Raw genomic sequence first — 13,212 nt, 5'->3', positions numbered from 1 at the left:
TTTAAACCCAATCATTTTTTAAAATATTCCTAAAATATTTCAAGAGCGCTGACGTGTCATGATGCTTTGTTGTTCGCAAAGCATATTAATTCTCTATGAATGTCGAAGATAGCGTGAAAGAATAAGGGGTCGCCTTGTCTACAATATTTATATTCAAAAGTGTGCGCCGGCGCACACTTTTGAATAGACTTAAGGTATTTGAAATAAATCAAATTGAATAAAATAGTATGCCTAAATTTGTGCTATATTTATCTTTAGAAGAGGTGATCAATATGGAGACTCAATCAACCTCCAATGGCCGCTCGCAACAACTCATCATTTCTCAAGCGGTCACGGCTATTCAAAGGCATCGTATGGAGGAGATTCTCCACAGCGTGTCTATTTTTGATATCCAGGAATTCGTCACGACACTTTATCAAGAGCACTATCAATTCGAAAATTTAGAGGCTTCTTATAAGAAGATACGTTATCATTCGTTCAACAAGCTAAAGAAGCGATGGGTGCAGGCTGCCATCCGAAACTACGAGGAAGGGCGTGGCCCGAAGAAAGAATTGCGTGCCCGGTTCGAGATGATTACCGCTTATCATCATTTGGTCGGCCCTGAAGCCTTCTTAAAAGAGTTTCACGTGAAAACCATCGAAGGTTATATGCAACAATGTATCTTAGAATTGAAGGAATGGGCTGAGAATCCGAATCTGTTAATCCATACGTACCCTTACTGGTCCCAAAAGACCGTGAATCAGAAGAAGACATCACTCAAGACGGACGTTTTGATGATTCTTTGGGAGGTCGCCAAAGAGGTCGATTTCAACCAACCGACGGCGCACCACTCTCCGACGCTCGCCGTTGATATCCCATTCTTCGGCATGTCTGACCGCATCAAGAACCAGACAGACCTGTTGGATGAGAAACTGAATGAAGTGTCGCAGTTGAATCTCGAGCTTCAGAACTATGACACGGTGATCCCGAAATATAAGAAAGGTATTCCCGACCACCTTTCGGTCCTTGTCAGCAAAGAATTCATTCAAGAATTGAACGGGAAAGTGCCGGACCTTGACTCGAAAGACTTCGAGGCCTTCACAGAGATTCTGGCGTATCGGGACATGACGTTCCAGACTAGCCGGAAAATCATCTTCCCGCTCTCGCAGCTCGTCAAGAAGCTGTATGCGAACGATAGTGGGAAAAGCTACGATTTGACGACGCAACGTCTCATGAAGCTCGGTTATTATCGTGTCGCAGGCCACAACGAAGACGGGGACTTCTTCATACGAGGCCTTTTCTCCTCGGTGACCATTAAAAATGCGACGACATTAGCCGAGAGCCAGGTCATCGTCACGGTCAGTGAGGAGATTTACGACGACCTGTTGAAACAACAGATTGTCAGCATCTACGGGGAACAGATCGAACAACTGAAAGGCAGCTTCGCCTATCACCTGGCCTTCGTCCTACAAAAAGAGCGGATAAGCTCCATCCAGACAGGGGAGCAACAACCGGTGCGAAGGCACTGGCGTCAGTTCACCTATTCGATTCGATTCAACAAGGTCCGAAAGGCCGATAACCTGAAAGAGCTTGAGTTGAATCTAGATCGGATCAAGGAACATGATTTCATCCTGAAGGATTGGCACCGTTCCGGCGATTATTACTTCTTCACCTTCTATCCGTTGGAGTCTTGGGAATTGCCAGGTCATGCGGACACGTTACTGTTATAACTGTTATCGCGCACATTTCAGTTCGTCTGAAACGTGACTTTGTCTACAATCTGAGAACCCAGTCTATCTGGGTTCTTTTTTAATTTACCTACTTCATTGTTTCACATGAATCACGACGATTCGAATTTAACAATGAAGTTGGAACCAACACGTCCAATGATGTCGAGTATCGTCGAACATTCTGAATTATATCTTTGCTTATACCGTACCAAACTTACACTTTTCTCTCATTCTTCTTAAAATATGGCGCTGGTTTGAATCTACCTTCCCTAAATTTTTTATCTTAAAATTCGATACATATTCAATCAAATCTCCATTCTTGGTGAATATGGCTTTCCTTTATATCAGATTTCAACGTTTTTGGTAACAGATGACCGTACCAAACTTGCACTTTTTGTTTTTTGGTAACAGATGACCGTACTGAAATTGCATTTTCTCATTTTGGTAACGAAACACCGTACCGAAACTACTTTTTTATGGAATCATCGCCCTTGAGAAAATAAATTTTTGAGACTCTTATTGCCTTTTTGGTAACAGATGACCGTACTGAAACTACATTTCCTTCTTTTTTGGTAACAAACGACCGTACCAAACTTACACTTTTGCTTTTTTGGTAACAAAACACCGTACCGAAACTACACTTTTCTTCCTTCCATCTAAAAAAATCTACTCCATTCTCTAAAGGAATGGCACTATAGAGCGGATGAATCAATTTTGGTAACAAATGACCGTACTGAAAACGCATATTTATCTCGGTTCAAAATGGCTTCATACCAACGTTTTTTTCATTTTGGTAACAAAATGCCGTACTGAAAACGCACTTTGACACTATCTTGAAAGAGCTGGATACTGAAACTAGCATATTTTAGGATAGGGAGGTGTAGGAGAGATGATGGAGACGAATCGACATATTTTGGTCGCCAATAAACTATTGGTCGCGATGAGCGGATTGACACGTTGGACAAAACGAGCCGATCATTATCGTTATGAGCAGCATCATTATAACATCCCGGCCTGTTTCACGGCCTTCAAATGGACCAAGTCTCGGATCCGCCATATCCTCTCCATTCTCGCCTACGCTGACGACCAAGGGAAAATAGAATTCATCGAAGACCACATGGTCGCGGATTTTGCATGCACGTCGATCCGCTCCCTACATAACAACTTAAAGACCTTCGAACAAAATGGTCTTATGACGGTCGTCCGTCACTTCCCAGGTGTGATTTCAATCCAATTGACGGATTACCTTGAAAACTATCGTGATTTGTTTGTAGACGGTGCCACAGTCGATTCGAAGACCGGGTATACGTCTGTTTGGCACGGTCTATTGTCCGAGCTAATCGCACTCGATAACGTAAATACGTTACGACTCGCGCTACGGACAATCGTTCAAGTTGAAAAAGATGTTCATGTCCAGTCAAATAAACAGGCCATCCTGACCTACGATGAGATCAAAGGATTTCTCCCTAAATACTGTGGCCATAAACTCGCCATCCAAAAGATGATGTCTGGTCTTACATTCCTTCAGGTCTCGCTTGTCGAGGACAGTAAGCGTTTCTTGAACATGGTGAAACAAAATGTCTCGCTCAAGAAACGGGTTCAAGACGTGACACGACCGCTCTTACTTGAAGTCCAGCTATCGGCTGCGCAAGACAGTAAGCAGATCAAAGAAAAAGACCGCACTGAAGTTCAGCTCCTCTGGTTTGAGCTGCGTAAGCGAGTAGGGGAGTTCTTCGACTTTGACGCACTCAAGGTCACCCGTGACTCACTCTTCTCGATGAGTGATACATTCGGGACCGAAACGTTTAAACAGGTCGTCGAAGAGTTAAAACAAGTATTCCTACACCATCGTGAGGACTTGGTCCACTCGAGCACCCATAAGCTGTTCTTTGAGGAACCGATTTTCTATCTTCATCAACAACTTAAAAAGGCCCAGGCAAAAATGGCTATCGCATGATGGTTTTTTAGTCGTGCACTTTTTTGAAAATTTATAAGAAAATGACTCATTTTTGCAGGTGGTTTCTGTCTGTGTGTTATTTGCAACTGTACCCTTAGACAGTCAATGGGTATCGACTGTCCTATTTTTACTTTTAGGAAAAAAATCAAAACGACTAACCACTTAATCAAGTATTCATCGAAGTAAATCATCTTTTGTTTCTTAAATCTCAAATCTTTATTGAAAGAAAAAAAGCCTTGATGAAAGAAACAGTACTCCCATTGAAGTTTCTCTTTTCACATAAACTGTCAGAGTGACTGGTATGACTAGGTTTGGAAGTGCTCTACCTTTTCTAATTCTATTAATCTTTATTTAACTCTCTATAATCTATTTATATTTCTTAAACTCAGAAGAATACGGTTTGTATATCTTCTTCTATTATTTAAAGTCAGATCCAACTATATAATGTATTTCTTCTTTAAGAGATTTAGGAATCCAATCTGTTCTTGTTCAATCAATTTCTGACAAGGCTACTCATAGACAAATGTATACAATTCGACGTCGAAACGTATACATGATCTATCGGCTAGTAAACATCGTATACAACGACTTATTTTTAGTGTATACAAATTAAATTGATATTTATTCGGTTTATACTCGTTTTTATGTTGTAAGGAAAATAAGATTGTGACATGATATGAGATAGAAAGGGGAGAGAAGATGAACATACTCACGTTTTACATATCGAAAGGTGGGTCAGGGAAAACGACCTGTTCTTTAAATATGGCTTACGCATTGGGTGAGCTAGGACAGCGGGTCTTGATCATTGATTTAGATCCCCAAGGCTCGCTCAGTAAGTTGATGTTAAAAGAATCCGACACGATCAAGTACATGACGATGTTTGATGTACATACACGGAATCTCGATATCCGAGAAGTTCTCTTTGATGATGAAACGTATCACGTGAGTCTTCTCCCCTCGAATGAACGAAATGCCAGATTGATCAATTTGATCTCCGAGCAAGACAAGCTCTTCCTATTAAAGGACATGATTGCACCACTCGAGGATGAGTTTGATTGGATCATCTTAGACTCGGTCCCATCAATCAATGAACTCTCGAAAGTCGTGCTTTCGACGTCAAACATGACGGTCATCCCATTCATGCCGAAGAAGCTCGTGTTCGATCAACTCGCGAGTACGGTACGGACGGTACAAAAAGTGAAAAAGTTCTATAATCCGGACCTCGTCATCACGGGTATTCTTCCCGTCGCCATGGATGCTTCGTTAAAGGCAGATAAAGAATACTATGAAGCAATGGAAGCCATAGCGAAGGAAGAGGCAATAGAGATCCTTCCGATGATCAAACGATCCACCTTCATCGAGAAAGCTGCGGATAGTGGGAAAAGTGTCATCCAGTACCGCTCTAAGGAATCGAAGGTACTCTCTGAACCGTTTCGACTATTGGCCAAGCAAGTCATCGAACAGGCAGGTGGAACGTCATGAAGGCACGGAACCGTAACATTCATAAAATCAAACCTAGTGAGCAGCATCCGTATCAAAGCGGTTTAACGAATATCAGTACACTCGTTCAAAAACTTCCGGTGTCGAAAGAAATCGAAGATCTCGTCCATGAGATCAACGAACTCTCAAAAGTTCAAACGATTTCTGTATTCGAGATCGGGAAGCGGCTGGTCATCGCCCGTGCTGAGATGCATGACAAAAAAGAATGGATCGGTTTCCTCGAGGCCGTTTCGATGTCGAGTTCTCTTGCATCCCGGTATATCAAAGCCTATGAGACGTTACATCCACTTGAAGCATCACTTGCGAGCTTACCGGCTTCCAAGCTGTTTGAACTGATGTATCTCGATAATGTCGAGGAAGTTGTCGAACAGGGACTCTATATTGACGGAGAGTCGCGAAGCGTCGACGAGTTGACGGTCAAACAAATTCGTGAGGCCCGTAAGACTCGTGAGCCTGTGCAACAGGTCAAAGTCAGTCCGTTTCAAAAAACAAAGAAACCATCTGCGGTTCTTTCGGCACGAATTCCGTCCGACCTGTCCGATCAATTCCAACAGTATGCACATGCCCAAAATCGAAGCGTGAGTGAACTTCTAACGGAAATTATCCACCGGACCGTGAACGACAATATCATCGACGTCACAGACGAGAAGCGAGGAGACGAATCATGAAGAAAATCGCATTGTACAATCGAAAGGGCGGTGTCGGGAAATCGACGACAACCATCAACTTGGCGCATGTCTATGCACGCGACGGATTACGTGTCCTCGTCATCGACGCGGACGACCAGGCCTCTTCGACGAATGGACTCGGTCTCACGAACGATTACGAAGGAAAAGTCTTACTCGATTGTCTACTAGAAGAGAATGACCCATTCTACACACCAATCGAACAGGTCATTGTGACATGCGAGTATGAGACAGGTACCGTCTATCTTGTGCCAACTAGACGTTCGGCCTCACCGAGTGACTTAACGAGTCAAATCGGATATGAATATCGTCTCAGTGAAGAGCTCGCCAAGATTGATGAGCTGTTTGACATCTGTCTCATCGATTGCCCAGGATCGACTTCAGCGCTTAACCCGTATGCTCGCTGCGCACTCGTCGCCCAAGACCGAATCGTGATGCCTGTCCAAATGCAGAAATTCTCGATGGACGCCGTCTACTCGGCTCCAGAAGAGCTTGAAGAGATGAAGCGGTTCCGGGAAGACATCCATATCGCAGCGTTCATCCCGACAATGGTGAGCGCCCGCTCAAAAGGGGATGTCACGACAGTCGAAGAACTTGAAGAGCTTGGAAAAGAAGTCGGTATTCCGGTTTTGACGACGGTACCTTACGCGGTGAAGGTTCAGACACTACAACGGGAGTCTCGGCCGGTCATTGATCACAAGAGCCCAGCAACCGATGCCTATCTACAACTTGCTCAGGAGGTCCTTTCGTTATGACACGCAACCGAAAGAAACATACACCGAAAATTTCTACATTTAGTGCCAACCTTCCGGTGAATCAGAATCAACAAGCGACGGATAGCCGTACGGAACAAGTCGAGGCTGTGAAAGAATTCTCCGCGACGACGACCGTGTCGAACCCTTATCAGGCCCTCCCAGCGACGGGATTGTCACGTATCATTACGAAGAAGCTGCCCGAGGACATGGATGGAATCGTTCAGTATTATAACCACATCGATGCGATTCAAGCGACGAGTTTTGTCGAAAAATGTCGTATTCTTGCACACGCAAATAGTTTATTCCGTGACCCTGAAACGAAGAAGGAGTTCAAACAAGAAGAAGGCAATTGGAAAGACTTCTTAGCCAAAATTGGTATGTCACATTCTCAAGTGAATCGATTTGTCTCGTTTTGGAATACGTTTGGTCCGAACATTTTAGAGAAAACGCTCGAGCAAGATTTCAGTGCGACGAAACTTGCTGAATTGTTGTCGTGGCCAGAAGATCCAAAGCTCGCGCTACTCGAGAATAAGAAGTACTACACAGCTTCAGGAGACAAGACGGTGTACGAGATGACACGTGAAGAACTTCGTGAAGTGAAACGGATGTTGATCGAACGCCAGGAACAACGCGTGCTTGAAGTTGAAGCTAAACCTGTGAAACCGATGCGTGTGCAGATTCGCTTTGCTGATTTGACAGATCCTTTATACGTTGGATTAACGCAAGCCGCGCAAAAAGAACACGTGTCAGAAGATGAGATTATCCGGCGGGCTCTCAGTGCCTATTTAAATACGAAGTAAATTGAGAGATGTGAAATACATCATGGCCCACGAAGACTCCTAACATACCGGATCAGAGTGGGTCATTTTCATTAGGAGGGACATACATGACTTACTCCAATCAATACAAAGATGTGGAGAGTATTATTGACACCTTGCTTGTCCTCGATACATTTTGTGCCTCAAGGGGCATAGAAGTCGAGTTTGTCGTAGTTGGTGCTTCAGGGATTCTTCTCTTCATTGAAATGATGAATAAAGATGCCGAGTATCGTCCGACGCGAGATATTGATATTCGCGTGACGGAGGGTGTTGTGACACCTGAACTGAAAGAGGCGCTTCATGAATATGAAATTGAAATTGTCGAAGGGGTGATTCAGTTCCCACCTCGTGAAGACTTTAGAGAAAATGAATTCCGGCATAAGATTGAAGGTCTGTTCGAGGCGATTGATGTGTATATCCCCGACATTGAACTTTTAGCATGTACCAAGATCTTCTCCTCTCGCCAAAAGGACCTAGAGGATCTCGAAAAGACGAATCTATTGGAACTTTGCGATAAAGAGAAACTACTCGATCTTGTTGAGGAATATAAAGCGAACATGACGTGGGACGATCCATTTTGTAACGTGCACGACTTAAGTCGAATTTTTCAGGAAAAGGGTATATAATAAATCAAAAGAAGAGTAGAGGAGGGTGACCGATGACAGACAGCAATCATGTACGTCTGCAAAGCGAGCTAGCGGATGAACTGAATCGTATGCAGGCAGGCGGGACAAGCTATCGCTTAGAGACGGCTCAATTGGCCCTGGCGTTAAGTCGTCATGTATCGGTCCCTGAATCGCTACGTGACCGAGAAATGGCTCGCCAGTATGTTCGATCTTCACTGCATGATTTACAGGACGACCGGGCAGAGGATGTGGCAAAAATGCTTAGTATGGCAGCACGGCGTGCCTACAACACTCCTGAAAGTACGTTCTCGGTAGATATGAAAGTGAAATTAGAAGAAAAGCGTAATCGATTCAAGATGCGTGGATTGCGGGTAAAATCTTAATTGGACCAAATGGAGTCATTTTTATACTCTCATGAGGTTATGGTTCTACGTGCGTAGGAAGCATCTTTGGTCAAGTCATTGAACATGTATCATACGATTTCTGCGAACCGTTAAATCCTTACTTTGTAATAAATATAAGGGTACTAGATTTAGTCACTGGTTGACTCAATCTAGTACCCTTTTCGTATCATTGTTTATTTTGTTGGGTGTTCCGCTCCCGCAAGACCGCGAGCTCGACCTGTTCCTGTAACCGGTTCTCGAACGCCTCTTTTTCACGACGGAGAAGCTGCACTTCCAAATGAAGTTTTTGGTTCTCCTCTTCGAGTTGGTCGCTTCGTCGCGTTCGTGCCTTCAACTCGTCAAGCGTGTCCATCAGGTTCTGGTTTTGACGATTGAGCTGGCTGCGCTCTAGCTCGAGCTTCTTGACGTCTTCTTCTAAATTAAAGACCAACTTCTTCTGAGCCTTCAGTTCCTCTTTGAAAGAAGCACGTTCGGTCTCGAGGGCGTCCTGAGCGTTTTGTTTCTCGGCGAACAGGAGCTCCACTTGATGTTGAAGTGGAATTAATTCCTGGTCGTGGGCCGCGACTTGACGCTCATAGTCCTCTTTGAGCTGTTCCGACTCTATGATGATGCTTTGCTCAAGGTCATGAATCGTCTTTTGATAGCGCGAACAGATCCGTTCGTGTTCCTTTGATTGAAGCTCGAGCCGCGTGGCTCGTTCATTGAAAAGGGCCAGCACTTGATTCAATGCAGCCTGGAGAGCATCGTTCTCCTCACTAATCAACGGGTCTGGCACCTGTTTATCAGCCAAGGTGATCAGTTCTTCAAACAATTGATTCGTCGACAGCTGCCGCTGTTCCGACAACCGCTGGATGTGTTCTTTTACCTCTTGTGAGACTCGAAAAGAGGTCACTTTGGTTTCATTAGACTGCACAGCATTCACCACTTTACCATTTGATAGATTTCTCATTTGAACGCATGTTGACTCGCATTTATCTCACTTCCATTTTCGCGTATTTACTACGTAAACACAAGACGAGGCATTGCTGACAAGCCTAATACATTTCGACGTCGAAATGTATACATTTTAAAGTGTTCTCGTCACTTTTGATTAGATATGACCATATGTCAAGGACTCTGTATACACAAAATCCGGATTGATGAGGAGGCATTAATACCGAGACTAGACGGTTCGAGATCGAGGTTACGAAGGGCTCGATGAACGCCTCAAGGAATCTTCCAACAACCGGGACTCTTCTAACAGTTCTTTCAACCTATCGCTATATGGATTCAATGAGATTTGAGTATGTCCGATGCTTCCAAAACTGAACGAACGCTGCATCAACACACCCAGAAACGTCAGCTTGTCTGTACTCGTGTAAAATGATATGAATTCCGGGTCATCGCTTAGCCTCGCCAAGAGAGCAGCCTCACGTTTTTTAGGGGGGAAGTTGTTAAAAGACTGGATCACCGATCGATTGATAATAGGCGTCACAAGCGTAAAGTGGAGTAAATCTATGTTCGAGAGCAGCCGCATGGTCATAGATGAGTTCAAAATGGCGAAGGTCGTTGTCATTCACTTGTGACAGAAGATGCAAGAAGAAAGCGGACTCACTGCTTGTGGCGAGTTCTGGCCGGGCAAACACTTTCGCAGAGTAGATGGCCAATAGAATGGTCGCCTGATAAGAGTGATTGGTCTCCGAAATCTCTTTGGCACGGGCGATGAACAGTTTGACGACATCATCGCGTGTCTTGAACTCATCCATGAGCCAGGACATGTTCTTGAGGGTCATATCGCCTTCCGAATACAGTTTCCATGCGAGATAGTCCATGAAGCGGCGCCGGTATTTCACATAGGGAGACTTTGCGAGCTCATCGGAAGATTGACCGAGAGAAGTTTGATTGGATTTGTTACTATTTCAAAAGCAAGGGCTCCGTAATGACCGAGTGACGCGGCAGACTCTAAAACAAGTTTAGGGGCATATTTGACGACTTTGCGGATTGGTTTTCGTTTCTTTCCCATGTGGTATCCTCACACCTTCCTGTGGGGCTGGTCAACAAACGATTGGACGTCAATAGTGGCCGAACAATTTTTTGAGGGACCTCCACTTCGGCGGGTAAGCATTGCTGCCGCTATAGGAACGAGTCTCCTCCCCCGTCTTACAGACCTCCAACTTCCACTGCGTCCCATCGTGAGTGATTGTTTCTGTTTCTACGAACAGCTCCGGCCAGAGATGCGTCTTAAAAGAATTGAATTTCTTTAGGACTTTTGCAGAGTCATCCTGGTTGTACCAACCGGATTCTATCCGTTGTTCCTCGCCAAACGTTTGAAGGATCAAGAGTTCTCGTTTAACGAAACCGTTCGAATGAAAAGTCAAAATGGACTCGTTATAAACGCCAAAACTCCCGATCCATAGCGTCACTTTCATGATAGGGTCTGTTAGTGTTAATTCACTAAGCGGAATGGTTGGCTCTAAAGCTAAAGACTGACGACGTTTGTTCTTTAACTCTGATTCCTCAAATTTCTTCTTGTCGAGAGAATTATCTTTTTTGTGCATCCTAATTCCTCCTAATTACGTAAGTTTAAAATCTTGAGAAAATCAGTTGAAATTGCGAGTTATATATTTTTGTAGAACAGAGGAGGTAGCGACCCAGAATGACTAATTCATGAGTATTCTCTATTATAAGTTGGATTAAACGAAATGGTGTGTAAAATATTGGGTAAGGCTCTGCTTTCGGAAGTCTAACAGAAACGTTATAATTCTTAGTGTGGAATAATTTTTTATTACTAAACTTCGAATATCAGATAGGAGACAGAAACATGTCAGCTTTGAACCAAAAACTGTTCAGTGCAGCGGACAACCTTCGCAGCAAAATGGACGCCTCGGAATATAAGAACTACCTGCTAGGCCTCATCTTCTATAAGTATCTCTCAGACAAGCTCTTGGAGAAGGTGGTCGTGAGCGCGGACGCCTCGCTAGAGGAATATGGCACGCAGAAGAAACAGACGGAACTTTACATAGAGCTGATGTCGGATGATGAGATCAAGGATGACTTGATTGAGACATTGGTCGACACGCTCGGTTACGACATTGCGCCGGAATACCTTTTCAATGTCTTGGCTGACCATGCACAACAAAACATCTTCCAGTTGAACGACCTCAACAAGGCGTTCGTCGAATTGGCCTCAAAATATGTGCAGTTCAACGGCCTGTTCGATGACGTCGATTTGAAGTCGAAGAAGCTTGGATCAGATGATCAGCAGCGGAACATCACCATCACGGAAGTATTGAAGAAACTGGCGCATGTCGACCTCGTCGGTCATGGTGGGGATGTCATCGGGGACGCATATGAGTTCTTGATCAGCCAATTCGCTTCAGAGGCAGGGAAGAAGGCGGGCGAGTTCTATACTCCGCATGAAGTCTCGGATATGATGGCACGCATCGTCACAATCGACCAGGAGGATAAAAAACTCTTCAGTGTCTTCGACCCGACGATGGGTTCCGGCTCGCTCATGTTGAACGTCCGGAACTATCTCAACTACCCGGACAGCGTGAAGTATCACGGACAAGAGTTGAACACGACAACATTCAACTTGGCGAAGATGAACTTGATCCTGCACGGTGTCGACAGTGAAGATATGCGTCTACGTAACGGCGACACGTTGAACAAGGACTGGCCGACTGATGAACCGTATACGTTCGACTCCGTCCTCATGAACCCACCATACTCGGCAAAATGGTCGGCGGATGACACGTTCCTCGATGATTCACGTTTTAACCGATACGGCAAGCTGGCACCGAAGACGAAAGCAGACTTTGCGTTTCTCCTTCATGGTTTTTATCATTTGAAGGATTCAGGAACGATGGCAATCGTCTTGCCTCACGGAATCTTGTTCCGAGGAGCAGCCGAGGGCGTCATTCGGAGGAAGTTGTTGGAGGATGGCAGTATTGATGCGGTCATCGGCTTGCCTGGAAACATGTTTTTCGGAACATCAATCCCGACGACGGTCGTCATTTTGAAGAAGAATCGTGAGACACGCGATGTAATCTTCATCGATGCGAGTAAAGATTTTATCAAAGGCAAGAACCAGAACAAACTTTCGACTGAACATATCGATCGCATTGTTGAAACGTATAAAATGCGAGAGACTGTTGAGAAATATGCTTATGTCGCAAGTTTTGATGAAATCAAAGAAAATGATTTTAACTTAAATATTCCACGGTATGTCGACATGTTTGAAGAGGAAGAACAAATCGATTTGGCAACAATCGGGAGTGAGTTAAAAGCAGTCCGTGAGAAGAAAACAGAGCTGGAAGCGAGTCTATTTGAGATGATTTCTTCGCTTCAATATGATGAGGAGAATGAAAAATGGATTCAAGGGGCATTAGAGGTATTTAAAAATGAAGATTAACCTACAACCTGAAATCCGATTTGCATCATTTTATGATTCTTGGACAATGAATAAATTAAAAGATTTTGGTAAAGCTACAGCTGGCACGGCCATTGAGTCTGTGTTTACCCATGATGGATGTTATAAAGTCGTAAGCATAGGTTCTTATTCTGAAGACAGTAAGTACGTTGATCAAGGTATTAGAGCAAATAAAAACGACAAAACAAAATCAAGAATATTAAATAAAGATGATCTGACTATGGTATTAAATGATAAGACCTCTTCGGGTCGTATAATGATATGCTCCCCAATAGGTAGACAGATGAAATAACAAATCTGTTTATCTGATTGGGGAGTGTTTTTTTATGGCGAGAAGTCAGCATAC

The 13,212-nt window shown here is 44.0% G+C and carries 13 protein-coding genes; 10 read left to right on the top strand and 3 right to left on the bottom strand.

What is annotated here, in order from left to right:
• Positions 1–374: 374 nt before the first annotated feature.
• The 8 genes from KNP79_RS13490 (at position 375) to KNP79_RS13455 (ending at position 8,434) form a co-directional block, all read left to right on the top strand.
• Positions 375–1,709 (top strand): hypothetical protein, encoded by a 1,335-nt coding sequence (locus tag KNP79_RS13490; protein ID WP_215192792.1) that lies wholly within the window; start codon positions 375–377, stop codon positions 1,707–1,709.
• An 889-nt stretch (positions 1,710–2,598) separates the two neighbouring features.
• Complete coding sequence (locus tag KNP79_RS13485; protein ID WP_215192791.1) at positions 2,599–3,666, top strand: hypothetical protein; 1,068 nt, start codon at positions 2,599–2,601, stop codon at positions 3,664–3,666.
• 699 nt (positions 3,667–4,365) lie between these two features.
• On the top strand, positions 4,366–5,148 hold the full coding sequence (locus tag KNP79_RS13480) for a ParA family protein (protein ID WP_215192790.1): 783 nt from the start codon (positions 4,366–4,368) through the stop codon (positions 5,146–5,148).
• Complete coding sequence (locus KNP79_RS13475) at positions 5,145–5,834, top strand: DUF3102 domain-containing protein (protein ID WP_215192789.1); 690 nt, start codon at positions 5,145–5,147, stop codon at positions 5,832–5,834. Before KNP79_RS13480 ends, KNP79_RS13475 begins: the two co-directional genes overlap by 4 nt.
• Entirely contained in the window at positions 5,831–6,607 is a 777-nt protein-coding gene (locus tag KNP79_RS13470) for a ParA family protein (RefSeq protein ID WP_215192788.1), read from the top strand. Before KNP79_RS13475 ends, KNP79_RS13470 begins: the two co-directional genes overlap by 4 nt.
• A complete protein-coding gene (locus KNP79_RS13465; RefSeq protein WP_215192787.1) occupies positions 6,604–7,407 on the top strand; it encodes a hypothetical protein in 804 nt (267 codons plus the stop codon). The genes KNP79_RS13470 and KNP79_RS13465 overlap by 4 nt, the downstream gene beginning before the upstream one ends.
• Before the next feature lie 86 nt (positions 7,408–7,493).
• The gene (locus tag KNP79_RS13460) at positions 7,494–8,051 is read left to right on the top strand and encodes a DUF6036 family nucleotidyltransferase (protein ID WP_215192786.1); all 558 of its coding nucleotides are present in this window, start codon (positions 7,494–7,496) and stop codon (positions 8,049–8,051) included.
• Positions 8,052–8,083: 32 nt separating this feature from the next.
• The gene (locus KNP79_RS13455; RefSeq protein ID WP_214834331.1) at positions 8,084–8,434 is read left to right on the top strand and encodes a hypothetical protein; all 351 of its coding nucleotides are present in this window, start codon (positions 8,084–8,086) and stop codon (positions 8,432–8,434) included.
• Between the two features lie 187 nt (positions 8,435–8,621).
• Here the strand turns inward: KNP79_RS13455 and KNP79_RS13450 are convergent, their stop codons facing one another.
• From KNP79_RS13450 to KNP79_RS13440, 3 genes are all read right to left on the bottom strand, one after another.
• Positions 8,622–9,347: a hypothetical protein gene (locus KNP79_RS13450; RefSeq protein ID WP_215192785.1), complete on the bottom strand. Its 726-nt coding sequence runs from the start codon at positions 9,345–9,347 to the stop codon at positions 8,622–8,624.
• 541 nt (positions 9,348–9,888) lie between these two features.
• Positions 9,889–10,266 carry a hypothetical protein gene (locus KNP79_RS13445; protein ID WP_215192784.1) on the bottom strand — a complete coding sequence of 126 codons (378 nt, stop codon included), beginning with the start codon at positions 10,264–10,266 and terminating at the stop codon, positions 9,889–9,891.
• A 240-nt stretch (positions 10,267–10,506) separates the two neighbouring features.
• Positions 10,507–10,992 (bottom strand): hypothetical protein, encoded by a 486-nt coding sequence (locus tag KNP79_RS13440; RefSeq protein ID WP_215192783.1) that lies wholly within the window; start codon positions 10,990–10,992, stop codon positions 10,507–10,509.
• A gap of 263 nt (positions 10,993–11,255) precedes the next feature.
• On the opposite strand from KNP79_RS13440, the gene KNP79_RS13435 reads away from it, so the two are divergent.
• Positions 11,256–12,848: a type I restriction-modification system subunit M gene (locus tag KNP79_RS13435; RefSeq protein WP_215192782.1), complete on the top strand. Its 1,593-nt coding sequence runs from the start codon at positions 11,256–11,258 to the stop codon at positions 12,846–12,848.
• Positions 12,838–13,158, top strand: coding sequence for a hypothetical protein (locus KNP79_RS13430; RefSeq protein ID WP_215192781.1), 321 nt, complete (start codon positions 12,838–12,840; stop codon positions 13,156–13,158). The genes KNP79_RS13435 and KNP79_RS13430 overlap by 11 nt, the downstream gene beginning before the upstream one ends.
• Positions 13,159–13,212: the final 54 nt, after the last annotated feature.

The sequence above is a fragment of the Exiguobacterium sp. s7 genome (genome assembly GCF_018618195.1).
In the GTDB taxonomy this organism is placed as follows: Bacteria; Bacillota; Bacilli; order Exiguobacteriales; family Exiguobacteriaceae; genus Exiguobacterium; species Exiguobacterium mexicanum_A.
The sequence above is the reverse complement of the archived record's forward strand: the minus strand, read 5'-3'. Positions and strand labels throughout refer to the sequence as shown.